We start from the raw sequence: 24,887 nt of genomic DNA, 5'->3' as shown, positions 1-24,887 counted from the left end.
CCGCGATCCTATGCGGACATCCGGCCTTTTGTGACCGGTGCAGGAGGCACAACCGGCCGATGCGCTGAGTCGGATGTCCGGGACGTGTGCGAAGCTGCGTCGAGCTCGTCGGCTCGCATCAGCGAGACGAGCGGCAATCCTTCCGACAGCGCGTTTCCCTCGCGCGTTCTTTTTGGAGGTCTTCGTGGCCTGGTTCATCGGCCAGTCGCTCCTCATGATCCTGACAGCGTTCCTGCTCGGCCTGCTGGTGGGCTGGCTGCTGTTCAGCAGGCGCGGCAAGTCCACCCCGGCGGAGCAGCCGGCCGAGGCCGCCGCGCCGTCCACCCCGGTCGTCGCGGAGACTCCCGCGCCGGTCGCCGCGGCCCCCGTGGCCGCCGAAGCCAAGGCCGAGAAGGCCAAGCCGGCCAAGAAGGCGTCGAAGAAGGCCGTGCCCGCCCCGGCCGCGCCCGCCGACGACGAGATCGAGGTGCAGCAGCGGCCCGTGTCGCTGGTCGCCCCGATCGCCAAGCCGGAGTCGGCCGCCGAGCCGGAGCCGGTCGCCGCCGAACCGGTCGTCCAGCCCACCCCGGAGCCCGTCGCCGTGGCGGCCGACGAGCCCGACGACGCCGTGGAGGCCGCGGTCGAGGCCGCCCAGGACAAGGCGTTCAAGGTCGAGGCGTCGACGCTCACCCCGATCGAGAACATGCTGGTCGCCGCGGGTGACAACCTGCAGCGCATCGAGGGCATCGGGCCCAAGATGGAGGCCGCGCTGACGGCCGCCGGCATGGGCACGTACGCCGCGGTCGCCGCCGCCGACAACGCCGCCCTGCGCAAGGCCATCGAGGACGGCGGGCTCAGCTTCGCGCCCGCCCTGCTCACCTGGGCGCAGCAGGCCCAGCTGCTCGCCGACGGGGACGAGGAGGGTCTGGCCGACCTGCAGCGCCGCCTCGTCGCCGGCCGCGACACGGGACGGGAATGAGCATGGCGGACAACGCTCGCAGGTTCCACCCGGTGGTCGGGCTGGCGGTCGCGGTGCTCGGCCTGGCCGGCATCGTCACCGCGCAGCACCTGCCCATCCGCGAGACCGTCCAGGACGACCTCACGACCCGCTCCGAGCAGGCGCTGGCCGCCGCGGGGCTGTCCGCTGTGGAGGTCGACTTCATCGGACGCGACGGCACGCTGAAGGCCGCTTCGGCCGCCGAGGCCGATCAGGCGCTGGCGATCGTGCGCAGGCTGGAGGGCGTACGCGTCGCCGTGGCCGAGGTGCCCGCGGTGGCCGCACCGGCCCCGTCGCCGTCCCCGACCGCCACGGTGACCCCGCCGACGGTGGTGTTCACGCTGTCCGGCGGGCGGGCCACGCTCACCGGCACGGTGCCCACCGAGGCTGCCCGCAAGCGGCTGTTCGAGGCGGCCACCTTCCTGGCCGGCACCGGCCCGGTGGACGACCAGCTGAAGATCGACCCGAGCGTGACCGACGCCGGTCTCGACGGCGCGGCGAACGTGATCTCCGCCTACGGCCAGGGCGCCAAGGACGTGTCGGTCGAACTGCGTGGCGGCAACCTGTCGCTGACGGGCACGCTGGCCTCGCAGGCGGCCAAGGACGCCGTGGCCACCGCCGCGGCCCAGTCGGGCTCGGTCGTGGTCGATCGCACCGAGGTGGCGAAGGTCCAGCAGGAGCTGGTCAAGCTGCCCGCGGTCACCTTCCTCGACAACAGCACCACGCTCACCCCGGCCGGGCGGGCGGCGCTCGGCCAGGCGGCCCGCATCCTCACCGCCAACCCGCAGGTCAAGGTGCGGATCGAGGGTCACACGGACAGCAACGGCACGGCCGCGGACAACCTGACGCTGAGCCGGGCCCGCGCCAAGACGGTGCTGGACTACCTGGTCAAGCAGGGTGTCGCGGCCGACCGGCTGACCGCCCAGGGCTACGGCGAGAGCCGTCCCGCCCGCCCCAACACCAGCGAGGCCGGCCAGGCGGTCAACCGCCGCGTGGAGTTCATCGTCCTGCCCTGACCAGGGCAGGACGCAAGAAAGGAAGGGCACCTTCTACAACGCGGAGCGTTGTGAAGGTGCCCTTCCTTTCTCTCATTCGGCGCCGGTGTAGCGGAGGCGGTAGATCTTGGCGGCGGGGGTGTCGGGCGACGCGGTGTCGGCGTCGGGGTAGAGGGCCGTGAAGTAGAGGCCGTCGGGGCCCGCGGCGAGGCCGACGACGCTGGCCTTGCCGGTGCCGTTGTACTCCAGCAGGGTCTTCGGCTTGCCGACCTTGTTGCCGTCGAAGGTGAACTCGACGATGCGCTTGCCGTTGTCCTGCGGGCCGCTGGCGAAGGTCGGGCCGCTCTCCGCGACGAACATGTGCCCGTGCTTGCTCTTCGGGAAGCCCGAGCCGTGGTGCACGTCGGGGTCGATGAAGGCGATCGAGGTCGGCGCCGTCGAGGGCGACCAGATGTAGAGCTTCGGCTTGAGCATGCTGTCGCGGGTGCCGTCCCAGCCGTAGTCGACGCCCTTGTCCACCCGGGACAGCCGGTCGATCGCGGTGCCGTTCTCGACCTGGTAGTAGCTGCCGTCGGCCCGCCACGCCCCGCCGAAAGGATTACGGAAGCCGGAGGCGTAGACGTAGTCGCGGGCGGTGATGCCGTCCTCGGCGTCGTAGAACGGGTTGTCGGCCGGCGCGCTGCCGTCCAGGTTCACCCGCAGGATCTTCCCGCGGAACGAGTTCAGGTCCTTGGCCGTGTACGCCAGCATGGCGTCGCCCATGTGCACGTAGAGCTTGCCGTCCGGGCCGATGGTGAGCTGCGAGATCTGGTGCGCGGCCGACTGCGGCTCGGCGGGCATGTCCAGCAGCGTCGTCTGCTTCGCCGCCGTGAGCCCGCCGTCCTTGCTGGAGAAGCGCACCACCTTCGGGTAGTGCACGCCGCCGCGCTCGTAGAGCACCGACGCCAGCACGTCGCCGTTGGCCGGGTCGACGGTGATGCCGGTGACGCCCTTCTCGCCGGTGCCGGGGAAGGTGCCCCGCGGGTCGAAGTTGAGCAGGTTCTTCGCGTAGACACCCGTGCTCAGGTCGCCCTTGACCACCTTGATCTGGCCGTACAGCTCGGTCACGTAGAACATCGGCTGGTCCGGGTCGCCGGTGTGCCCCGGCACCATCGCCAGGTGCACGGGCAGCTGGAAGCCGCCGGCCACCTCCTCGACCCGGTAGCCGTCCTGGCGTACGTGCCAGGTGCCGGCCCCGGCCAGCGGGGCGCGCTGCGGCAGGGTCCGGAACGCGCGGTAGCCCCACGGGCTCCAGCGCTCCTCCTTGTCCTTGGTGTCGTCGCGGTAGCGCACCCGCAGGTCGTACTCACGGTCGGGGGCCAGGTCGCGGCGGGCGGCGAACGAGTTCTCGAACTCGCCGTCGCCGAGGTGGGCGTGGACCAGCTGCGGGCCGTCCACGCAGGGCGAGTGCCAGACCCGCTCGGCGGGCTCGACGGACCAGAGCTCCCACTCGGTGCAGACGTGCTTGACCTTCTTGCCGTTCTTGCGGGCCGGCATCGGCGCGCTCTCCATGTGCACGTCGGCACCGCTGACCAGGTGCCCGTCGGCGCGCGGCTCGGTGACGGCGGGCGCGCCGGGCAGCGCCGCCCCGAGCGTGCGCACCGGCCGGGCGGGCTGCGCGGGAGCGCCGCTGCTGTACGCCTGCCGGAAGGAGAGGTAACCGATGCCGCCCAGCACGACGGCCACCACGGTGGCGGTGATCAGAAAACGTCTGTTCTTCATCTCTTCCCCACATCGCGGACAAGTCGGCGAATCCGGGCAAGAGTACCGGCGCGACGCCGGGCGGCAGGTGTTACACGCCCGAGGTCGCGCCGGTTGGCAGTGAGCTCACAGCGGCGGCCGGACGGTCACCACTGGTACATGTCGCCGTTCTCGTCGAGCATGAACCAGGCGCCGTCCATGCCCTGCCCGTTGGCGTCGCCCGGCCGGTCGGTGCCGAACCGGTAGAGCGGCAGGTCGCGATAGGTGGTCTGCATGGTCCCGTCGGGCCGGACGTGGGTGGACAGCAGGAAGCCGTCGACGCCCTCCCCGTTGACCGCGTCGCCGATCATCGGCGGCCAGGTCACCGCGCACTTGTCCAGGCAGGCGCTCTTGCCCTTGGCGTCGCGGAGGAAGACGTAGAGCGTGCGGCCCTCCTGATCGACCAGAGCCTTGCGGCCGCCCACGTTGGCGATCCGCACCGCGGCCCGGGCGGCCGACGGGGAGGCGGCCACCGGAGCGGCGACCGCGCCCGTGGCCTTCGCGTCCCCGGCGGACGGGGTGGCGCTGGAGGCACAGGCCCCGAGAGCGCCCGCGGTGATCACGGCGGCGAGCAGAGCGAACCGGCGTACGAACATTGATGCCACCCCGTCAGCGGATCCGACATTGTCACAAAGCGTAATGACCGGGTGACTTTCCATCGGCGAAACGCGCCAGAACACGCCCATCCGGAGGATATGAATCCAATTCGGATATAACTAAGTTGAACCTGCAACGACAACCGACAAACCCTGTCGAGGGCTGAACGTGTCGTTGTGTGACACCTATGTGTCCATCCGGTGGACGTTTCGGGGGTTGTGGTGAAGGTTGTTGCCCGTAACTCTCATGGGAGTCCCACCGAACAGTCGAGAGGCACAGGCGATGGCAGTCACCGGCGGCGGAGCACCGCCGTGGGCACCTCAATACGTCGAGGAAGCCGATGTTCCGATGGCCACGGCACGGCGCCGTCCCCGTCGTTCCATCGGCTTCCGCCTGCTGCTGCCCATCGCCGTGGCCACGATCGGCATCGGCGTGCTGGGCTGGGTGCAGACGTCGTCGGCCCTGGACGCCGCACGTGAGGCCGAGTCCTCCGGCGCGGTGGCCCAGGCGCTGACCGCCACGGTCAAGCTGAACCACCAGCTCGAACAGGAGCTCTCGGAGACCGAGGCGCTGCTGCAGCGCGGCGGCAAGGCGGGCGAGCTGCTGCTCACCGCGCAGCGGCGGCGCACCGACGAGGCGGTGGCCCGCTACCGGGCCACGGTGCCCGTCGCCACGCAAGTCGCGCCGGAGATCCGCGAGCTGGTCGACCAGGCCGACGCCGCGCTGGCCGAGCTGCCCCGGCTGCGTGAGCTGGCCCAGTTCCCGCCCGAGGGCCAGCCGGCGGTGAAGACCTCCCCGGAGGCCGTCTACGACGAGCTGACCCACAGCATGTTCGCGGTCGGCGAGGCGCTGGCCGCCGCGCCCGGTGACGCCCGGCTCAGCGCACTGACCGAGACGGTCGCGGCGCTGAACGCGGTCGAGCACCACTCCGCCGAGCAGCGCGGTCTGCTGCGCACCGTCTTCGCCCGGGGCCGGTTCGAGCACGGCGAGCTGGCCGAGCTCGGCGAGCTGCACGGCGCCGAGACCGAACGGATCGCGCAGTTCGAACGGGTGGCCGGTCCACAGCTGACGGCCCGCTACCGCGAGGTCGTCCGCGGTGCCGACGTGGACAAGGCCCGCGCGCTGCTCGCGGGAGCGCTCACCGCAGACAGCACCCCCGTCGGCCTGGACGTCGACCCGGACGCGTGGTTCATCGCCAAGTCCAACGCACTGCGCCGGCTCTACCTGTTCGAGCTGGAGGTCATCGACTCGCTGGAGGCCGAGGCCGCCCGGCAGCACGCCGCGGCCGAGCAGGACGCACTGGCCAGTGGCGGCGCGTCGGCCCTGGTCATCGGAGTCTCGCTGGGTGTGGCGGTGCTGCTGTCCGTACGCACCAGCCGTGGCCTGCGCCGGTTGAGCCGGTCCGCGATGGACATCGCCAGCGGCGAGCTGCCCGCCGCGATCGCCGAGGTCTCCTCCGCGCCCGGCGTCGACACGGTGCGCCGCCTGGTGCGTGCCTCCAACGAGCAGGCGGAGAAGGCGCTGGCCGGCCCCAACGACGAGATCGGCGAGGTCGGCGCGGCGCTGGCCAACCTGCACCAGCAGGCGCTGCGCCTGGCCGCCGACCAGGCCATGCTGCGCCACGACATCTCGCAGATGTTCGTGAACCTGTCCCGCCGCGGCCAGACCCTGGTGCAGCGCCAGCTGCACCTGATCGACGAGTTCGAGCGCAGCGAGACCGACCCGCAGTCGCTGGCCAAGCTGTTCGCACTGGACCACCTCGCCGCCCGCATGCGCCGCAACGAGGAGAACCTGCTCGTGCTGGCCGGTGGCGAGCCAGGCCGCCGCTTCGTCAACGCCGAGCTGCTGGTCGACGTCGTGCACGCGGCCGCCGCGGAGATCGACCAGTACGCCCGGGTGGAGACCAACTCGATCGCGGACCTGTGCGTCGTGGCGCATGCCGTCGGCGACGTCGTGCACCTGCTGGCCGAGTTGTTGGAGAACGCGACCGACTTCTCCCCGCCGAACAGCCGCGTGCTGGTCACCACCCGGCGCGGTGTGGACGGTCTCACCATCAACATCTTCGACGCCGGCATCGGCATGCCGCCCGGGCAGCTCCAGGAGATCAACGAGCGGCTGATCCGGCCGTCCATGCTGACCAGCGAACTGGCCCGCACCATGGGCCTGCTGGTGGTCGCCCGGATCGCCGCCCGCCGCGGGATCACGGTGCAACTGCGCAGCAGCCCCGGTGGAGGTACCGTGGCGCTGGTGCTGCTGCCGACCGCTCTGCTCGCCCCGTCGCACAGCGCGGTGAGCAGGCTGACGGTCCCGTCCAACGGCTCCCTGCCCGACGGCGAGACCCTGCGCACCCGGCGGCCCGGCGCCCGCCCGGCCGGCGCCCCGGCGTCCGCACTACCGCCCATCCCCGCACCACCGTCGGTGCCCGTCCAGCCGTCCACCCCCCAGCCGTCCACCGTCCCACCTCCTGCCGCCCCGTCCCCCGCTGTCCAGTCCCCCACCCCGTCCACGTCCGTCGCGCCCGCCGCCTTCGCGGTGGCCGCCGACGCGCCGACCCAGGTGATCCCTGAGGTCCGGCAGGCACCCGACCGTCCCCGACTCCTGCCCTCCGGCCTGCCCCAGCGCCGCCCCGGCAACCTCTCGACGCCAGGCGACGCAGCCACCACCCCCTCCCGGACCGACAGCTCCGGACTGCTGGACCCCGAAGCGGTCCGCGCCCGGCTGTCCGGTCTGGCCGGCGGTATCGCGGCCGCTCACCGCGAACTGGCTCGTGAGCAGCGCCTGTCAGCCCCGCCAGCAACGAAGGAAAGCACTCGATGACTCAGAACCCCGCGCAGCTCGCCGGCGCCGACGAGGTCGGCGGCCTCGACTGGCTGCTGACCTCCTTCGCCCAACGGATCGCCGACGTCACCTACGTGCTGGCGGTCTCTGTGGACGGCCTGACGATCGCCCACTCGGACGGGCTTCGTCAGGATCTGTCGGACCAGCTCTCTGCCATCACGAGCGGGATGGCCAGCCTCACCATCGGCGCGGCGCGCTGCCTGAGCAGCGGCCAGGTGCGCCAGACCGTGGTGGACATGGACGAGGGCGTGCTCCTGATCATGGCGGTCCGCGACCGCGCGTTCCTCGCCGTGGTGGCCGCGCCCGGCTGCGACCTCGGCCAGATCGGTTACGAGACGGCGCTGCTGGCACACCGGGTCGCGTACGCTCTGGAGCCGGAGGCGCGGGTGGACGGCCAGTGGTGAGGCGCCGCCGGCTGGCCCTGCTGCTCTGCGTACTGCTCTGGCCGGCGCTCGCCGCCTGCTCGGCGGACGCCGAAGAGGCCGCACCGGCCTGGCACGGCGGCACCCTGACCATCGGCACCGGCCCCACCAACGGGGTGTTCAACCAGGTGGGTGGCGGTTACGCCGATCTGATCAACCGCCACCTGCCCGGCTACGAGGCGCTCGCCCCGCCGACCAACGGCGCGGGCGAGAACCTGCAGCGGCTGGCCATCGACGACGTGCAGATCGCGTTCACCTTCGCCGACGTGGCCGCGGACGCCGCCGCGGGCAAGGGCCTGTTCGAGGGCAAGCCGGTGCAGTTCCGGGCGCTGGCCCGGATCTTCAACGGCCAGACCCACCTCGTGGTGCGCCGCAACGCGGGGATCAAGTCGATCACCGACCTGCGCGGCAAGAAGGTCGGCACCGGCCCGCAGAACTCCGGCAGCGAGGAGGTTGCCGTCCGGCTGCTGACCGTCGCCGGGCTGGACCTCAAGCGCGACATCACCCAGGTGTCGGCGTCGCTGTCGCAGATGACGTCCTCGATGCGGTCCGGCGACCTGGACGCCATGTTCTACTCGGCCGGCCTGCCCACGACCGGCATCCAGGGCCTGTTCGACCAGTCCCCGGGCGTGTTCACCCTGGTCCCGCTCGACAAGCTGGGCCAGGCCATCAGCAAGGCCCATCCCGACATCTACGCCCCCGGCAGCATCCCGAAGGGCATGTACGGCCTGGCCGCCGAGGTGGACACGATCGCGGTGCCGAATCTGATCGTGGTGCCGGTCGACATGCCCGACGACGTCGCCTACCGCCTCACCCAGCTGCTCTTCGACCACCAGTCGGAGCTGGCCGCGGTGCACCCGGAGGGCGGCAACTTCAGCCGGGACATCGCACCGCTGGTGTCGCCGTTGGAGCTGCACCCCGGGGCGCGGCGATTCTACGGAGTGTCCTGAGCCGCCGGAACGGATTCGCAGGACCGGCCCACCTCCGGACGGCCCCGGCGTAACGTCGGAGCCGTCCGGAGGTGTGTGATGCCGTTCTTCGCTGCCATCTGGTTCACCGTCGTCGTCGGCTGGCTGATCCACGTCGCCGTGGACAAGCACCCCGACCGTAAGACCAAACACCGGGTCGTCGAACTCGCCCTGCTCTGGATCATGGTGGTCGGGGCCGGGATCTGGGGCATCCTCGGCGGACTCAGCCACATCGGCCCGACGTCCGGCGACACCGCCGAGCAGATCGGCTACACGCAGTCGATGTTCCAGTGGGAGGTCGGCTGGGGCGACATCGCGGTGGCCGTACTGGCGATCGGCTGCGCCTGGCGGCGGCTGCGCGGCACCTGGCTCACCGCCGCGGTGACCGCGCTGGCCATCTCCTTCTGGGGCGACGCCTGGGGCCACTTCAACCAGTGGGTCTTCCACGACAACCACGCGCCCGCCAACGTCTGGGCGCTGCCGTCGGACATCCTGATGCCCCTGCTCGCCATCATCCTGCTGGTCATGTACCGCCGCGGCGCCCCGGCCCAGTCCTTTGAACAGGCCGCGGCCGTGACCACTCGCCCCTGACGGGCCGCACCCGACCGCCGCCGCACCCGGCCCGTGCGGCCAAGCGGGGCGGGTCGCACACCAAGGTCATTCGACTTGCCAGGCACATGGGCGAATACGGCCTCAAGATACGCGAAGGTGCCTGGCAAGTCGGACGATCAAGGACCCCCGCAGGCCGTCAGGTCTGGCCGGGGGCCTCGATGACGTACGGGATGAGGGCGACCGGGAGGTCGGCGGAGCCGGGGCCGCCCGCGGCCGCCCAGGAGGCGACGTACTCCACCGTCGCCTCGTCGAGGACGCCGCCCAGCCACACCGGACGGCCGCCGTCGCGGCGACCGGACGGGCGCGGATGCACGACCATCACGTTCGAGTGCTCGCAGACGTCCAGGCACTGTGCGATGCGCACCCGTACGCCCGCCTTCTCCAGCTGCCGCAGCTGGCCTTCGTGATCGGTGTCCGGGTGCTTGGCGGTGCCGCAACAGCAGTCACGGCACACCGTCACCCTGGCCTTCACGCGGCCGCCCGCACGGCGGCGGTGTTCGCGACCGCGCCGGCCCGCAGCCCGGCCAGCCCGAATCCGACGCCGATCCCGGCCCACAGCACCACCGAGGCCAGCAGCGACAGCAACCGGAACGACCACAGCAGATCAGCCGGCGTGCTGATCGGATCACCCGACGACGGCAGCGCGAACAGCAGGGCGAGCCCCAGCAGCACCACCCCCACCGGCGCCAGCTGACGCAGCGGCAGCGCCGCCCCGCGCTCGGCGAGCCGGCCTGCCAGCAGACGGGCCGCGCTGACCGTGGCCAGCCCGATCGCGATCGCGGCCAGCCAGGTCACCGTGCGCGCCTGCTGCGTCGCCTCGCTGCCCACCCCTGGCGGGTTGGTCGGGTAGCGCAGGAACGGCAGGAACGCCACGCCCAGGAAACCGGCCCCGGCCAGGCGCAGTGCCCGGCCCCACGGGTCGGCCCCCGGGTCACGGCGGTGCAGCACGGCGTACACCAGGCCGAACAGCAGACCGATCGCCATCCCGGCCAGGATCACCGAGACCAGCATGCCGACGTGCTGCGTATCGCGGCTGAACAGCTCCGCGCCGTGGCCTTCACCGGCGTTCGCGTGTTCGAGGGCGATCGCCCGGTCGATGACCGGCTCGGCGAGCACCAGGGACACCACGGCGGAGAGGGCACCGGCGCACGCGCCGGCCAGCCCGCCCCGCCCCATCAGCGAGAGCAGGGACATGTCCGCCCCGCTCAGTGGCAGTTGGCGGCGAACAGGTGCCGCCCGTCGTGGGACAGCTCGTGCAGATAGTTGGCGCTACGGGAGAGTTCCCCGTACACCGGGGACAGCAGCGCGCCCTGGTCCAGGAACACCGCGTAGAGGATGAACAGCGCCACCGCGACGAGCACCCCGGCGATGACCTGATCCCGCAGCCGCCCCGCGATTGCGGCCGTCTCCTGCGACGGCACCGCGGGCGTCGACAACGCACCCATGACAAATACCTCCTCCTCGGGGTTCACCGCCCCGAACTGGACAACGACGGGTCAGTGTCCTGACTCCCGGGTGGATGGAACTTCGTCGCGCTTGCCGCGCCTTCCAGCCGCTGCGGCGGCCGTGGCTCGTGCGGGGCGCTCCCCGGTCACAGTGGCGGGACCGTCCCGGATTCTCACCGGGTTCCTGCGCACCGTCGTCTGATGTGAACTTGTTGCCCTCACCATGCCAGCAACGCTCGCCGGCCGTCAAACCTCCTCAGGGGTGACGTCGGTGAATATCCGCATGAAGCGGTGCGTGATCGTGGCTGTGCGGGTGATCGTGACCGTGGCTGTGCCCCGGGTCACCCGGGTGGTGGTGCGGGGTCTGCGGCAGCCCGACCCGGTCCTCGAAGCCCGGCAGGCTGATCCGGTACACACAGGAGTCGCAGTTCATCCGGATGTCGCCGGCCAGGGCCTCGCCGTAGCGTTCGATCACCAGGTCGGCCAGGGCGTCGGTGTCGCCGAGCACGCCCGCGCTCCGCACGTGCACGTCGGGGCGGCCCGTGGCCCAGGCCGTGGCCTGCCCCGCCACCCGGCGCGGCAGCACCCCGGTGAAGAGGAAGTACGGCAGCACCACGATCCGGCGCGCACCCAGCGCCGCACAGCGGTCCAGGCCCGCGGGCACGCCGGGGGCCGCGAGCGAGATGAAGGCGTACTCCACCCCGGCCACCCCGGTCGTCTCGGCCAGCAGCCGGGCCGCCCGCGCGACCTCGGCGTTCGCGTCGGGGTCCGTGGATCCCCGGCCGACCAGCAGCACCGTGCTGTCCTGATCGGCTCCCGCCTGGTCCAGCCGCTCCCGCAGCAGGGCGAGCACCGCGGGGTGCGCGCCGAGCGGGCGGCCGTACGCCACCACCAGGCCGGGATGCCGCAACTGCTCGCGGGCCAGTGCCGCGGGGATGTCGCCCTTCGCGTGCCCCGCCGCGACCAGCATCAGCGGTACGGCCGCCAGCCGGCGGTGCCCACCCGCGACGAGGTCCGCCACCGCCTCGCCCAGCGGGGGCGGGGACAGCTCGATGAAGCCGCCGCCGACGGTCACGCCGCGCGGGGCGAGGCGTTTGCCGACCCGTTCGGCGAACGCGCGGAACTGCTCGGCGCCGTCCGCGTCGGACGTGCCGTGCCCGGCGATGAGCAGCGCGGGCGGGGTGGTGGTCACAGTCTCTCCTCCAGGGGTAGGGGGTCGCCGTAGAGCAGGGCGTTCACGGCTGCCGCGGCGACGGCCGAGCCGCCCCGAGCGCTCAGATTGGACAGCTGGGGCAGCCCGGACAGCCGCAGCGCGGCCTTCGACTCGGCCGCGCCCACGTAGCCCACGGGCAGGCCGACCACCAGCGCTGGGGCGACCTGCCCGGCCGCGGCCAGCCGCAGCAGCTCGAACAGCGCGGTCGGGGCGTTGCCGACGGCCCATACCGCGCCCGTGGGGTGTTCGGCCGCGGCCAGCCGCACCGCCGCCGCCGAGCGGGTGACGCCCTCGGCCGCGGCCAGTTCCGCCGCCAGCGCCGAGCCGACCAGGCAGCGCGTCGGGTAGCGGGTGATCCCCGCGCCGACCATGGTCACGTCCACGACCAGCGGCGCGCCCGCCGCCAGCGCCGCCGCCCCGGCGGCCAGCGCCGGCTCGTCCAGCACCAGATCGCCGACCCAGCCCGGATCGGCGGTGGTGTGCACGATGCGCTCGGCCACGTCCCGGCTGTGCCTGGGCAGCCCGGAGGTGTCCACGGCCGCCCGCAGGATGCGGTAGGACTCCGCCTCGATCGGGTGCACCGTCCTGGCCACGGTCGTCATCGCGCCTCCCGCTCGACCAGGGTCACCGCGTCGACCGGGCACACCTCGACACACTCGCCGCAGCCGGTGCACAGGTCGGGCCGGGCGTGAAGCCGGGCCGGGCCCGTCCCGCCGATCGGCCGGATCGCGTGCGTCGGGCAGGTCAGCAGGCACGCGCCGCACCCCTGGCAGCCGTCGAAGCGCACCGGACTCACCGCGCCATCCACGCGTACCCCCGCGGGGTGACCATGCGCCCGGCGACCGTACGGGTCGTGCTGGCCCCGACGATCACCACCGTGTTCATGTCCACCTCGGCCGGATCGATCGTGTCGAGGGTGGTCAGCGCGATCCGCTCACCGGGCCGGGACGCGTCGCGGACCAGCCCGATCGGCGTGTCCGGCGGCCGGTGCGCGCCCAGGATCGCCAGCGCCGCCGGCAGCTGCCGGGTGCGCCGCGCGCTGCGCGGGTTGTACAGGCAGACCACGAGGTCCGCCTGGGCCGCCGCTGCCAGCCGCCGCTCGATCATCTCCCACGGGGTGTGCAGGTCCGACAGCGACAGGTACACGTGGTCGTGCCCCAGCGGCGCGCCCAGCAGCGACGACGCGGCCAGCGCCGCGGTCACCCCCGGCACCGCGGTCACCTCGATGTCGTCCCCGGCGAACTCCAGCGCCGGCGACGCCATCGCGTACACGCCCGCGTCGCCGGAGCCGATCAGCGCCACCGCGTGCCCCTGCCGCGCCAGCTCGACCGCCGAACGGGCGCGCTCCTCCTCCGCACCGAGTCCCGAGTCGACGATCCGGGTGCCGGGGCGCAGCAGGTGCCGGACCTGGTCCACGTACTGGTCGAGGCCGACGACGATCGAGGACGCGCGCAGCTGCGCCGTCGCCCGGGGGGTGCGCAGGTCCGCCGCGCCGGGGCCGAGGCCGATCACCGCGAGCCGGCCCATCGGCACCAGCCGGGCGACCGCCACGGTCGCCATCGCCGACGCCGTCTTGCCCGCCACCAGCGCCGCCCCCCGGCCCCGGGCACCGGCGGCCAGCAGCGCCGCCGCCTCGGCCACGCTCGGCGTGCCGACAGCGGCCCGGACCACCTCGGACGGATTCGGCACGGCCACCTGCGCCAGCGCCGCCGCGGGGAAGGTCACCAGCGGCAGACCCCGGCCTGCCGCATAGGCCACCAACCCGGCCTCGTCGGCCTTCACGTCGGCGGTCGCCGCCGCGCACACCGACTCCGCCGCGAGCCCCGCGTCCGCGAGCACCCGCGCTACCAGCTCGGCGATCTCCTCGGCGGACACGCCCCGGCTCGCCCCGATCCCGAGCACCAGCGACGGCGGACGCAGCACCAGCACCGACCGGTCCCCGGCGTGCGCCACCCGGCGGTCGGTGATCAGCACCGTCCGCGTCGCGCCGGGGTGGTCACCGAGGTTCGCGGGCAGCGCCGGCAGCGGCCAGACCTGATCGGACCGCAGGTGCACGGGCTCCCCGTCGAGCAGCGCCCGCGACACCGGCGCGACGGCGTCCGGGTCCGCGACGGCGAACCCTAGGGTGTCCAGGCCCGGCAGCCCGGCGGCGTCAGTGCCGGTGGTCACCACAGCCGACGCCCCCAGCACCTCGGACACGCGCGCGGCCAGCGCATTCGCCCCGCCGCCATGCCCTCCGAGCAGCGCCACGGCCCACCGCCCCGCCTCGTCCACACACACCACACCCGGCTGCGTGTGCTTGCCGTCCGAGCCGGTGGTGAGGAGGGGGGCGAGCAGGCGCACGGTGGCGCCGGTGGCGAGGAAGGCGACGATGGCGTCGGAGCCGGACCAGGCTTGGGTGAGCTGGTCGCGGACGGTTCCCTCGTGGACGGTGCACTCGCCCGGCCACGCGGCGGCCAGCCGCGTCGCGGCATGGCGGCCGGCGGCGGTGGCCCAGATCAGGCCGATGGTCATGGCAACTCCCCGGAGACGACGAAGACGGGATTGGTCGCGGCGAGCCGGTGACTGCCGCCGGGCAGCGGGCTCAGGCGCGAGGCCTGCAGCTGTACGCCCTCCGTCCGGTACCCGGCGTCGCCCAGCACGCCCAGCGCCGGGCCGACGCGTTCGAGCCCGGCCAGCGCGGTCACGATCCGGGCCGGCCGCCGCGCGACGCACGCCGCGAGCACGGGTGGGCCACCGCCGCCGACGAAGACCGCATCGGGCTGGGGCAGCCCGGCCAGGCAGTCCGGCGCGTCGCCCGCGACGAGGCGTGCGCCGAGACCGGCCGTGTTGGCGGTGATCAGCGGCAGGGCCGCCGGGTCGCGTTCGACGGCGAGCACCGCCGCGCCGAACCGGGCGCACTCGGCGGCGACCGAGCCGGACCCGGCTCCCACGTCCCAGACCAGGTCACCGAGGCGCGGGCCGAGCCGGGCGAGCACGTACGCACGTACCTCCGCCTTGGTGATCATCGAGTCGCGGTGGGCGTAGGCGGCCTCGGGCAGCGCCCACCCGGCGGGCCCGGGGCCTGCCCCGGCGATCCAGCCGGGCCGCGGATCGCGCCGCGGCCGGTCCGGGTCCAGCACGAGCACGACGTTCGGGTCGGCCCAGCTCTCCGCAGCCGCGTCCGCCGCCTCGACGGTGACCAGCCGCTCCTGCGCGGTACCCAGCCGCTCCGCCACCACCAGCGTGCGCGCCCACCCGGCCAGGGCCGCTCCCAGCTCGGCCGGGCCGCTGCCGGGCGCGGTCAGCACCGCCACCTTCGGGTACGCCCGGCAGACGTTGACCGCCCGCCGCAGCCCACCCGCGGGTGATGATCCGTTTTTGTGGACGCCCGCTGCCCCTATAGGGGCGTCCAGCGTCCACAAAAACGGATCATCGCGCAGCGCGGAGGCGGCAGCGGCACCGTCGCGGCCGTGCGCCGACACGACGAGCGCGTCGTCCCAGGGCAGGCCCGCACGGGCGAAGGCGGCCGCGACGCTGGACACCGCCGGGATCACGACCGGCTCGACCCCGGCCCGGCGCAGCGCCGCGACGATGCCGAAGAACCCCGGATCGCCACTGGCCAGCACCACCGCCTCGCCGTCATGCGCCGCCACCCGCGCCACCACCGGCGCGACCGGCCCCATGACCAGGCACTCCGCAGCGACATCCAGCCCGGACAGATGCCGCGCGCCCCCGGCGACCAGCGTCGCCCGCGCCAGCGCCGCACCGGCGGCCGCGCTCAGCCCACCGCCGTCGTGACCCACCACCGTCACCCGCCGCATGCGACCGACCCCGGTATCTGCTCGGCGGCCGCCGGCCGGCGAACACCGCCCACCCGAGCGGCGTGCCCGGCCGGCCGCAGCCCACCCGTCATCCAGCGCATGTGACCCACTCCGGCCTGGTCGCCGCCACGACCGTCTTGCCCGTGAAGTCCACCATCGCGACGTCGGCCCGCAACGCGCCCTTGCCGAACCGCACCAGCACGTCACGCACCCGCCCGCACAACACGTCGCCCGCCGCGCGCAGCAGCCCCGCCGCCTCCCACAGCTCGTACGCATGCCGCGCCGTGTTCGCCCCGTCGACCTGCTCGGCCAGCTCCGCCGACCCGCCCACCGCCGTCGTGACCTGCCCCAGCAGCACGGTGTCCACCGCCGACCGGGTGTAGTGCGTCATCAGCACTCCGGCGGCGAGTTTGGTCAGCTTGCCGGCCATGCCGACGAACACCACCCCGGTCATGCCCCGGTCCGCCGCCGTCCGCAGCGCGGCCCCGGTGAAGTCGCCGACCTCGACGAAGCACACCTCGGGCAGGTCCGGCAGCAGCGCCATCGCGCCCGCCTCGGTGCGCCCGCCGGTGCACAGCACGATCGTCTGCTCGCCCTGCGCGGCGGCGACCTGCACGGCCTGCATCACGCTGGCCCGCCAGGAGGCGGTGGAGAACGGCCGCACGATGCCCGTGGTGCCCAGGATCGAGATGCCGCCGAGGATGCCCAGCCGCCGGTTGGTCGTCTTGCGGGCCATCCGCTCACCGTCCGGCACGGAGATCACGACCTCGACCCCGCGTCCCCCGGCGGCCTCCGCCACCGCCTGGGTGATCATCTGACGGGGCACCGGGTTGATCGCCGGGCCGCCCACGTCCAGCCCCAGACCCGGCCTGGTCACCGTGCCGACGCCGTCCCCGCCGCGCAGGGCCACACCCGCGCCCTCCTGCCACCGCACGGTCGCCGTCAGCCGCGCTCCGTGCGTCACGTCCGGGTCGTCACCGGCGTCCTTCACCACGACGGCACGGGCCGCGTCACCGTCCAGCACCGACTCCGCCACCGCGAACGTGACCCGCCGCCCCGAGGGCAGGGCCACCTCGACCCACCTCGGGGGAACGCCGCCGACCAGCAATTCCGTGGCCGCCTTCGCCGCCGCGGACGCGCAGGTCCCCGTCGTCCACCCGGTCCGCAGCGCCTTCGGGCGATCTTTCGCGGTCCGGGGAAGATCGGGTTCCCGCAGCTCCGGCACATCCGTTCCCGTCACGGCGGCCACGCCGCGGCTCCGGCCACGAGAAGCCGGCCGTGCACCGGCCGACTTCCTCGGCAGCTCTACCCCGTGCCGCTTCGTCGCGGCCGGAACGCCGGACGCATCCGGGGCGGCCGGCTCAGCCGCAGCAGGAACGTCGGGCTCGCCCGAAGCGGGCGTCTCGGTCGCGGCAGGAACGCCGGACGCGCCCGGGGCGGCTGGCTCAGTCACGGCAGGAACGTCGGGCTCGCCCAGTGCGGGCAGGTCAGTCACGGCTTGCTCGCAGGGCGGCGCGGGCCGCCGGGTCGGCCCGGCGGAAGCCGTGGAAGTGGCCGGGGTGGTACAGGTGGCTTCGCGTGCCGCCGGCCTCGCCGAGCGCGGGCCCGACCAGGAACAGCGTGTGTTTCCAGAGCTTGTGCTCCTTGACCGCCGCCGCCAGGGTGCCGACCGTGCAACGCACGATCAGCTCCTCCGGCCAGGTCACCCGGTAGGCCACCACCACGGGCGTATCGGGCGCGTACCCGCCCGCCAGCAGCTCATCCGCGAGCTGCCCCGACCGGGCCGCGGACAGGAACACCGCCATCGTCGCGCCGTGCGCGGCGAACGCGCGGACGGACTCCCGCTCCGGCATCGGGGTCTTGCCGCCCTCCAGCCGGGTCAGCACCACCGACTGCGCCACCTCGGGCACGGTCAGCTCCCGCTGCACCGCCGCGGCGGCCGCCGTGAACGAGGACACCCCGGGGATCACCTCGGTCGGCAGGCCCAGCTCGCGGCACGCGTCGAGCTGCTCGCCGAGCGCGCCCCACAGCGCCGGGTCGCCGGAGTGGATCCGCGCGACGACCAGGTCGCGCTCGGCGGCCTCGCGGTACAGGTCGAGCGTCTGCTCCAGGGTCAGCGCCGCCGAGTCCACGATCCGCGCCCCCGGCCGGGCGTGCCCGAGCACGTCCGGGTGGACCAGGCTGGCCGCCCAGACCACCACGTCGGCGGCGGCGATCGCGGCCGCGCCGCGCAGGGTGAGCAGGTCGGCCGCGCCGGGCCCGGCTCCGATGAAGACGACCTTCACAGCTTTCCTCCTCGTGCGTCCCGGCGGCCCGGCACCAGCACCGCCGACAGGTACGGCGCCTCGACCGCCTCGGCCAGCGGCGTCACGCTCTGGCCCGGCAGCCCCAGCCGGGTGCCGAGCACCGCCTCGTCCAGCCGCCCGGCCTCCCTGACCGCGTTGACCACGTCCGCCAGGTGCCGGCCGCCCTTGTACGCGACCACCGTCCCGTCCTGCGCGTACGCCAGGGCGGCCGGCAGTGCCGTCGCGCCCCGGGCCAGCGGCACCAGCACCAGGGGCTCCATGCCCTCGGCGAGCGGAACCCCGGCCGCGGCGGCGAGCGCCTGCATCGCGGTGATCCCGGGTGCGGTCTGCACCGCCACCTCGGGCAGCAGCGCGCGGACGGTCGCGGCTAGATAGCCGAAGGTCGAGTACACGTTGGGGTCGCCGATGGTGGCGAACGCGGCGGTGCCGCCGGTCTCGCGCAGCCAGTCGGCGACGCGCTCACCGGCGGCGTCCCAGTGGGACTCGCGGCGGCGCGCGTCGTCGCGCTCGTTGAGGGCGAAGACCAGCCGCTCGACGCGGTCGTGGCCGGCGTGCGCGCGTACCGTCGCCTCGGCGCGGCCCTGCTCGGCCAGGTCCATCACGGGCACGAACACCCGGCCGGCCTCGCGCAGCAGCCGCACCGCCTGCAGCGTCACCAGTTCCGGGTCGCCGGGACCGACCCCCACCCCGATCAGGCGCATGCGGCACGCACCATCCGGCGGGCGAAGTCCGGGTGCCCCGCCCAGTGCAGGTGCAGGTACGACGCGTGCACCCCGCCCTGGACGAAGCCCTCGGCGGACCGGCCGCGCCACGCCCACGCGGGCGACGGCCCGGCCTCGGGGGTCACCGCGGTGCGGTGGAACTCGTGCCCGGTGACCCGGGTTCCCGGGTCGGCGAGCACGCTGCCGGACACCGCGACCGCGTCGCGGTAGCCCAGCGTGAGCCGCTCGGTCAGCACCGCCTCGGCGTCGAGCACCCCGCACATCTCGCGCCCGTCCAGTGACCTGGCCAGCCACAGCAGCCCGGCGCACTCGGCGGCGATCGGCGCGCCCGCGGCGGCGAGTGCGCGTACCGCGTCGCGCAGCGGCTTGTTGGCGGCCAGCTCGTCGCCGTACACCTCGGGAAAGCCGCCGCCCACGACCAGCCCGGCGGTGCCTCTCGGCAGCGCCTCGTCGCGCAGCGGGTCGACGTGCACGACCTCGGCCCCGGCGGCGCGCAGCAGTTCGGCCTGCTCGGCATAGCCGAACGTGAACGCGGGCCCGCCCGCGACCGCGATCACGGGCCGGTCCCCGGCTTCGGCCGACGTTCCGTCCGCTTCCAGCCCGGCCTGCCGCGCTCCGGCCGCCTCGGCCGCCGCCCGCACGGCCTCGGCCGCCGACCACGGCGTCACCGCCAGCGGCGGCGCGCTGTGCGCCACCGCCAGCACCTCGCCGAGGTCCACCCCGTCCTCGACCAGCGCGCCCATGGCCCGCACCGCGTCCACCGCCGCGCCGCTGCGCTCGGCGGCGGGCACCAGCCCGAGGTGCCGGGACGGCACCGCCACCGCACCGGCGCGCCGCAGCACGCCGAGCACCGGCGTGCCGACCTCCTCGCAGGCCTCGCGCAGGATCTGTTCGTGCCGGTCCGAGCCGACCCGGTTGAGCACCACCCCGGCCAGCCGCACCGAGCCGAACGAGCGGAACCCGTGCAGCAGCGCGGCGACCGACCGGCCCTGGCCGGTCGCGTCCACCACGAACACCACCGGCGCGTCCAGCAGCCGCGCCACGTGCGCGGTCGAGCCGAAGTCGCCCTCCCCCGAGCGGCCGTCGTACAGGCCCATCACGCCCTCGACGACCGCCACCTGTGCACCGGTCGCCCCGTGCGCGAACAGCGGCGCGACCAGGTCCTCGCCGACCAGCGACGGGTCCAGGTTGCGGCCGGGCCGCCCGCAGGCCAGCGAGTGGTAGGTCGGGTCGATGTAGTCCGGACCGACCTTGAACCCGGCCGCGGTCATGCCGCGCGCCGTCAACGCCGCCAGCAGCCCCGTCGCCACGGTCGTCTTCCCGTGCCCCGACGCCGCCGCGGCCACCACGATCCTGGGCACCTTCACCATGCGCTGTCCGTTCGCGACTGCGGGGCTCGCTGCGCTCTCTCCTCGCGCTTCACCATTCGATCCCCGCCTGGCCCTTGCGTCCCATGTCCATCGGGTGCTTCACCTTGCCCATCTCGGTGACCAGGTCGGCCAGCTCCAGCAGCGGCGGCGCGGCGTACCGGCCGGTGATCACGACGTGCTGGGAGCCCGGACGGGTGCGCAGAGTCTCGACCACGTCGGCCGTGTCCACCCAGCCCCAGTGCATCGGGTAGGTGAACTCGTCGAGCACGTAGAAGCCGTACCGCTGCGCCAGCAGGTCGCGTTTGACCTGGGCCCAGCCCTCGGCCGCCTCGGCGGCGTGGTCGCGCTCGTCGCCGGGCCGGGCCAGCCACGACCAGCCCTCGCCCATCTTGTGCCAGGTCACCGGCGCGCCCGCGCCTGACTCGTCGTACGCGCGGCCCAGCGCCCGGAACGCGGCCTCCTCGCCGACCCGCCACTTGGGACTCTTGACGAACTGGAAGACCGCGATCGGCCAGCCCACGTTCCAGGCCCGCAGGGCCATGCCGAACGCCGCGGTCGACTTGCCCTTGCCGATTCCGGTGTGCACGGCCAGCACCGGGGACCTCCGGCGCTGGCGCGTGGTGAGCCCGTCGTCGGGCACGGTCTCCGGCTTGCCCTGCGGCATCAGCGGCCTCCACTCGTCTGCGTCATGCCGCCCTCCGGCGGTCCCGGCGGGCCACCCCGGCCAGCCCTTGCGCGGTCACCTCGGCCAGCGGCACGTGCTCCGCGCCGAGCCGTGCCGCCAGGCGGGCGGCGAGCCCGAGCCGCACCACCCCCGACTCGCAGTCCACGACCACCGCCGACACCCCGGTCGCGGCGAGCCCGCCCGCGATACGCATGGCCTCGCCGACCGGGTCCGCCCCGGCGGTGGCCCGGCCGTCGGTCACCAGCACCAGCAGCGCGCGCCGGTGCGGGTCGCGCAGCCGCTCGACCCGCAGCGTGTGCGCCGCCCGGCGCAGTCCCGCGGCCAGCGGGGTACGCCCGCCCGTGGGCAGCTCGCGCAGCCGCGCCGCGCCGGCCTCCACGCTGGACGTCGGCGGCAGCGCCAGCTCCGCCTCGCTGCCCCGGAAGGTGACCAGGCCGACCTTGTCGCGCCGCTGGTACACGCCGAGCAGCTGCGACAGCACCACGCCCTTCACCGCGCCCATGCGCTGCCGGGCGGCCATCGAGCCGGAGGCGTCCACGCAGAACAGCACCAGGTTCGACTCGCGCCCCTGCCGCACCGGCTCGCGCAGATCGGCCGCGACCAGCCGCAGCGGGCCGCCGGGGGTCCGGCCCCGGGCGTGCTGCCGCCCGGCCGCCGCCCGCACGGTCGCCGCCAGGTGCAGCGCGGCCAGGGTGCCGCCGGGCACCCGCGCGCCGACGGTCCGGCCCATCCGGGTGTACGCGGGCGAGCGCCGCCCCGCCGCGCCCTCCCCCACCCCCTGCACCGCGAACAGCCGCGCCCGCCGTGGCGTCGCCGCCTCGGCGTGCTGCTGCCCCGCCGACACGTAACGCCCCTCGTCGGCCCCGTCCCGCTGCCGCGTGTCCCCCTGCGGCACCGGCCGCGGCGGCGTGCCGCCCTCGTCCGGGACCGCACCGCCGGGCCCGCCCGGCCGCGGACCGCCGTCCGGACCGTCGTCGTCCAGGCCGCCGTCGGGCCCGTCGTCCGGACCGGAGCCGTCCGGCCCGTCACCGTCCAGGTCGGCATCACCGTCGAGATCGGCCTTCGGGGCGCCCGCGCCGCCCGCCGCACGGTCCTGGTCGCCGGGAGCACCCGGGCCGTCGTGGGAGCCGTCGGGTTCAGCCGGCGGGGGTGCGCTGTTCAGCGCGTCCTCCAGGGCCTGCTCGTCGAGGTCCGGGGCGTCGAACGGGTCGCGCCGGCGGCGGTGCGGCAGCGCCAGCCGGGCCGCGTCCCGCACGTCCTGCTCGGTGACCCGGCCGCGGCCGTGCCACGCGGCCAGGGCCAGCGCGGCGCGGGCCACCACCAGGTCGGCCCGCAGCCCGTCCACCTCGAACGCGGCGCACACGTGCGCGATGCGGGTCAGCTCGGCGTCGGGCAGCTCCACCGCGGGCAGCCGCCGCCGGGCGGCGTCGATACTTTCGGCCAGCTCGGCATCGGCTTCGGCCCACCGCGCCGCGAACCCGGCCGGGTCGGCCTCGTACGCCAGCCGCCGCCGCACCACCTCGACCCGCTCCTTCGGCTCGCGCGGGGCGCGCACCTGCACCGCCAGCCCGAACCGGTCGAGCAGCTGCGGGCGCAGCTCGCCCTCCTCCGGGTTCATGGTCCCCACCAGCAGGAACCGGGCGGCATGGCGCACCGACACGCCGTCGCGCTCCACGTACGCCTCTCCCATCGCGGCGGCGTCGAGCAGCAGGTCCACCAGGTGGTCGTGGAGCAGGTTCACCTCGTCGACGTAGAGCACGCCGCGGTGCGCCCCGGCCAGCAGGCCCGGCGAGTACGCGGCCTGCCCCGCGGTCAGCGCCCGCTCCAGGTCCAGCGCGCCGACCAGCCGGTCCTCGGTCGCCCCGACGGGCAGCTCGATCAGCCTGGCGCGCCGGACGATGACGTCCTGACCGGCCCTGTGCGGCCCGTCCGGGCACGCGCCGTACGGCGACGCCGGGTCGCAGCCGAACCGGCACCCGGCGACGACCTCAACCTGCGGCAGCAGCCCGGCCAGCGCCCGCACCACGGTGGACTTGGCGGTGCCCTTCTCGCCGCGCACCAGCACCCCGCCGATGGCGGGCGAGACGGCGTTGAGCAGCAGGGCGAGCCGGAGGTCGGCGAGGCCGACGACGGCGGAGAACGGGTACAGCGGGGTCAAAGCCCGCTCAGGCACGAGCCCATGCGCGAGTCCTCTCCGCGGGTTTCCTCGCCCGCGAAATCCGGTGTGGTGACGCCGTGCGGCGTCGCGAGCGGCCGGAGTGTCCTGGCTCCCGGATCGACGCTTCCCCTCGGCCTTCCAACCGTGTCAACGGCCGTGGCCTGGTGCCGAAACGGCGCGCGTCGTGAGACGGAGCCGCTCGGGAGGGGTCGCTCCCCGGTGACAGTGGCGGGACCGCCCCGGACTCGCACCGGGTTCCTCCACTGCCGCTCACCGGCCATCGTGACGGACGCGGTGCGCCGCGTCAAAGCGGGTCGCCCGGACGGAGGTCTGTGTCACGCCCCGGCGGGCGTGACATCAGCACGTAACAATTAACTTCGATATTGCTATGTATCGTTGTCTTCCGCTAGCTTCCAGGGAAACTCTCCGGCGATCCGGCGCCAGAAGCGCTCGGCGCCGGGTGGACCTTGGGAGGATCCTGTGCGGAATTCACTACGAACGGCGCTGCGCGCCGGCGCGATCGCGCTGGCCGGCGCCATGCTCGCCCTGGGCTCGGCCGCCGTCCCGGCGCAGGCCGCGCCCTCCGGCGACGGCTCGGTCACGCCTCAGGTCGTCGGCGGGACCCGGGCCGCGCAGGGCGAGTTCCCGTGGATGGTGCGCCTGTCCATGGGCTGCGGCGGCGCGATGTACACCCAGAGCCTGGTGCTGACCGCCGCCCACTGCGTCGGCGCGACCGGCAACAACACCTCGATCACGGCCACCTGGGGCGTCGTCGACCTGCAGGACCCGACCCGCACCACCCGCACCTCGAACTACGTCTACCGTGCCCCGGGCTACAACGGCACCGGCAAGGACTGGGCGCTGATCCGCCTGTCCAGCCCGATCACCACCGCCCCGCTGCTGAAGATCGCCACGGACACGTCGCTGCACAGCGGCAACTTCGACGTGATGGGCTGGGGCGCGGCCACCGAGGGCGGCGGCCAGCAGCGTTACCTGCTCAAGGCGCAGGTCCCGTTCATCACCGACACGCAGTGCCAGAGCGCCGGCGGCGAGTACTCCGGCCTGGTCTTCAACGAGGAGATCTGCGCGGGCAACTGGAGCTCCGGCGGCGTCGACACGTGCCAGGGCGACTCCGGCGGCCCGATGGTCAAGAAGAACGCCGCCAACGAGTGGATCCAGGTCGGCATCGTGAGCTGGGGCATCGGCTGCGCCCGCCCGCAGAACCCGGGTGTGTACACCGAGGTCCGCTACTTCGCGACCGACATCTACAACGCGGCGGTCTCCCTCGGCGGGGCCCCGGGCGGCGTCTCCGTCACCGGCCCCGGCAACCAGTCGACCGTCGTCGGCACCGCGGTCACCCTGAACAGCTCCGCCTCCGGCGGCACGTCGCCGTACAGCTGGTCGGCCGGCGGCCTGCCGGCCGGCACCTCGATCAGCTCCTCGACCGGCCAGATCACCGGCACGCCGACCACCGCGGGCACCTACACCGTGACCGTCACCGCGACCGACAGCGCGAGCAAGACCGGCACCGCCTCGTTCACCTGGACGGTCAACCCGGTCGGCAGCTGCGCCGCGGCCACCAACGGCACCGACGTGAGCATTCCGGACAACAACAGCACCGGGGTGTACAGCAACATCACGATCTCCGGCTGCACGGGCAACGCCGGTTCGTCGTCCAAGGTCGAGGTGCACATCGTGCACACGTACAAGGGTGACCTGATCGTGGACCTCGTCGCGCCGGACGGCTCGGTGTACAACCTGCACAACCGGTCGGGCGGCAGCACCGACAACATCGACACCATCTACACGGTGAACCTGTCCTCCGAGGTCAAGAACGGCACCTGGCGCCTGCGCGCCCGCGACGCCGCCTCGATCGACACCGGCTACATCAACTCCTGGACGCTCACCCTCTGAGTCCGTCGCACCATCCCCGGGCCCGGCTCCGCGACCAGCGGAGCCGGGCCTGCTCCCGACCCGCCTCCACCGACCCCCTCGGAG

21 protein-coding genes, 2 pseudogenes and 2 riboswitches are annotated in these 24,887 nt (G+C 74.0%); of the genes and pseudogenes, 7 read left to right on the top strand and 16 right to left on the bottom strand.

The annotated features are described in order from the left end of the window. Positions 1–184: 184 nt before the first annotated feature. Positions 185–958, top strand: coding sequence for a helix-hairpin-helix domain-containing protein (locus ACFQO7_RS10400; protein WP_376806164.1), 774 nt, complete (start codon positions 185–187; stop codon positions 956–958). A gap of 2 nt (positions 959–960) precedes the next feature. Then, positions 961–1,992: an OmpA family protein gene (locus ACFQO7_RS10395; RefSeq protein WP_376806163.1), complete on the top strand. Its 1,032-nt coding sequence runs from the start codon at positions 961–963 to the stop codon at positions 1,990–1,992. A gap of 72 nt (positions 1,993–2,064) precedes the next feature. Here ACFQO7_RS10395 and ACFQO7_RS10390 read toward each other — a convergent pair whose 3' ends face one another. Both ACFQO7_RS10390 and ACFQO7_RS10385 read right to left on the bottom strand, forming a co-directional pair. Then, positions 2,065–3,732: a PQQ-dependent sugar dehydrogenase gene (locus tag ACFQO7_RS10390; protein ID WP_376806162.1), complete on the bottom strand. Its 1,668-nt coding sequence runs from the start codon at positions 3,730–3,732 to the stop codon at positions 2,065–2,067. Positions 3,733–3,857: 125 nt separating this feature from the next. Further along, positions 3,858–4,346, bottom strand: a complete 489-nt coding sequence (locus tag ACFQO7_RS10385; protein WP_376806161.1) for a COG4315 family predicted lipoprotein — start codon at positions 4,344–4,346, stop codon at positions 3,858–3,860. Positions 4,347–4,695: 349 nt separating this feature from the next. Between ACFQO7_RS10385 and ACFQO7_RS10380 the strand changes: the two genes are divergently transcribed. The 4 genes from ACFQO7_RS10380 (at position 4,696) to ACFQO7_RS10365 (ending at position 9,166) form a co-directional block, all read left to right on the top strand. Beyond that, a complete protein-coding gene (locus tag ACFQO7_RS10380) occupies positions 4,696–7,164 on the top strand; it encodes a sensor histidine kinase (protein WP_376806160.1) in 2,469 nt (822 codons plus the stop codon). Then, on the top strand, positions 7,161–7,589 hold the full coding sequence (locus tag ACFQO7_RS10375; RefSeq protein WP_166382903.1) for a roadblock/LC7 domain-containing protein: 429 nt from the start codon (positions 7,161–7,163) through the stop codon (positions 7,587–7,589). The genes ACFQO7_RS10380 and ACFQO7_RS10375 overlap by 4 nt, the downstream gene beginning before the upstream one ends. After that, complete coding sequence (locus ACFQO7_RS10370; RefSeq protein ID WP_376806159.1) at positions 7,583–8,557, top strand: TAXI family TRAP transporter solute-binding subunit; 975 nt, start codon at positions 7,583–7,585, stop codon at positions 8,555–8,557. The genes ACFQO7_RS10375 and ACFQO7_RS10370 overlap by 7 nt, the downstream gene beginning before the upstream one ends. 78 nt (positions 8,558–8,635) lie before the next feature. Next, complete coding sequence (locus ACFQO7_RS10365; protein ID WP_376806158.1) at positions 8,636–9,166, top strand: DUF6790 family protein; 531 nt, start codon at positions 8,636–8,638, stop codon at positions 9,164–9,166. Positions 9,167–9,323: 157 nt separating this feature from the next. On the opposite strand, the gene ACFQO7_RS10360 is transcribed toward ACFQO7_RS10365, so the two are convergent. The 14 genes and pseudogenes from ACFQO7_RS10360 to ACFQO7_RS10295 form a co-directional block, all read right to left on the bottom strand. Beyond that, a complete protein-coding gene (locus tag ACFQO7_RS10360; protein ID WP_465252381.1) occupies positions 9,324–9,659 on the bottom strand; it encodes a hypothetical protein in 336 nt (111 codons plus the stop codon). Next, a complete protein-coding gene (locus ACFQO7_RS10355; RefSeq protein WP_376806157.1) occupies positions 9,656–10,381 on the bottom strand; it encodes a CbtA family protein in 726 nt (241 codons plus the stop codon). The genes ACFQO7_RS10360 and ACFQO7_RS10355 overlap by 4 nt, the downstream gene beginning before the upstream one ends. An 11-nt stretch (positions 10,382–10,392) precedes the next feature. Then, positions 10,393–10,632 carry a hypothetical protein gene (locus ACFQO7_RS10350; protein ID WP_376806156.1) on the bottom strand — a complete coding sequence of 80 codons (240 nt, stop codon included), beginning with the start codon at positions 10,630–10,632 and terminating at the stop codon, positions 10,393–10,395. A 32-nt stretch (positions 10,633–10,664) separates the two neighbouring features. Next, positions 10,665–10,860: riboswitch (cobalamin riboswitch) on the bottom strand. A gap of 55 nt (positions 10,861–10,915) precedes the next feature. After that, positions 10,916–11,824 (bottom strand): annotated as a pseudogene (locus tag ACFQO7_RS10345) (sirohydrochlorin chelatase); the annotation flags it as partial. After that, positions 11,821–12,438, bottom strand: a complete 618-nt coding sequence (locus ACFQO7_RS10340) for a precorrin-8X methylmutase (RefSeq protein ID WP_376806253.1) — start codon at positions 12,436–12,438, stop codon at positions 11,821–11,823. The gene ACFQO7_RS10340 and the pseudogene ACFQO7_RS10345, both read right to left, overlap by 4 nt. Before the next feature lie 32 nt (positions 12,439–12,470). Then, positions 12,471–12,653: pseudogene (locus ACFQO7_RS10335) on the bottom strand (4Fe-4S binding protein); the annotation flags it as partial. Next, a complete protein-coding gene (cobJ, locus tag ACFQO7_RS10330) occupies positions 12,638–14,359 on the bottom strand; it encodes a precorrin-3B C(17)-methyltransferase (protein WP_376806155.1) in 1,722 nt (573 codons plus the stop codon). The gene cobJ and the pseudogene ACFQO7_RS10335, both read right to left, overlap by 16 nt. Next, positions 14,356–15,648, bottom strand: a complete 1,293-nt coding sequence (gene cbiE, locus ACFQO7_RS10325) for a precorrin-6y C5,15-methyltransferase (decarboxylating) subunit CbiE (RefSeq protein ID WP_376806154.1) — start codon at positions 15,646–15,648, stop codon at positions 14,356–14,358. The genes cobJ and cbiE overlap by 4 nt, the downstream gene beginning before the upstream one ends. A gap of 88 nt (positions 15,649–15,736) precedes the next feature. Then, the gene (locus ACFQO7_RS10320) at positions 15,737–16,888 is read right to left on the bottom strand and encodes a cobalt-precorrin-5B (C(1))-methyltransferase (RefSeq protein ID WP_376806153.1); all 1,152 of its coding nucleotides are present in this window, start codon (positions 16,886–16,888) and stop codon (positions 15,737–15,739) included. Between the two features lie 247 nt (positions 16,889–17,135). Beyond that, positions 17,136–17,933, bottom strand: a complete 798-nt coding sequence (cobM, locus tag ACFQO7_RS10315) for a precorrin-4 C(11)-methyltransferase (protein WP_376806152.1) — start codon at positions 17,931–17,933, stop codon at positions 17,136–17,138. After that, positions 17,930–18,655: a precorrin-2 C(20)-methyltransferase gene (gene cobI / locus ACFQO7_RS10310; protein WP_376806151.1), complete on the bottom strand. Its 726-nt coding sequence runs from the start codon at positions 18,653–18,655 to the stop codon at positions 17,930–17,932. The genes cobM and cobI overlap by 4 nt, the downstream gene beginning before the upstream one ends. Continuing rightward, positions 18,646–20,046 (bottom strand): cobyrinate a,c-diamide synthase, encoded by a 1,401-nt coding sequence (locus ACFQO7_RS10305; RefSeq protein ID WP_376806150.1) that lies wholly within the window; start codon positions 20,044–20,046, stop codon positions 18,646–18,648. The genes cobI and ACFQO7_RS10305 overlap by 10 nt, the downstream gene beginning before the upstream one ends. A 49-nt stretch (positions 20,047–20,095) precedes the next feature. Further along, positions 20,096–20,710 carry a cob(I)yrinic acid a,c-diamide adenosyltransferase gene (gene cobO, locus ACFQO7_RS10300; RefSeq protein WP_376806149.1) on the bottom strand — a complete coding sequence of 205 codons (615 nt, stop codon included), beginning with the start codon at positions 20,708–20,710 and terminating at the stop codon, positions 20,096–20,098. 22 nt (positions 20,711–20,732) lie between these two features. Next, the gene (locus ACFQO7_RS10295; protein WP_376806148.1) at positions 20,733–22,904 is read right to left on the bottom strand and encodes a VWA domain-containing protein; all 2,172 of its coding nucleotides are present in this window, start codon (positions 22,902–22,904) and stop codon (positions 20,733–20,735) included. 84 nt (positions 22,905–22,988) lie between these two features. Then, a riboswitch (cobalamin riboswitch) is annotated at positions 22,989–23,149 on the bottom strand. Positions 23,150–23,369: 220 nt separating this feature from the next. Here ACFQO7_RS10295 and ACFQO7_RS10290 point away from each other — a divergent pair. After that, positions 23,370–24,803: a trypsin-like serine protease gene (locus ACFQO7_RS10290; protein WP_376806147.1), complete on the top strand. Its 1,434-nt coding sequence runs from the start codon at positions 23,370–23,372 to the stop codon at positions 24,801–24,803. The last annotated feature ends 84 nt before the right edge of the window (positions 24,804–24,887 follow it).

Source organism: Catellatospora aurea (assembly GCF_042663325.1).
Taxonomy (GTDB): domain Bacteria; phylum Actinomycetota; class Actinomycetes; order Mycobacteriales; family Micromonosporaceae; genus Catellatospora; species Catellatospora aurea.
The sequence above is the reverse complement of the archived record's forward strand: the minus strand, read 5'-3'. Positions and strand labels throughout refer to the sequence as shown.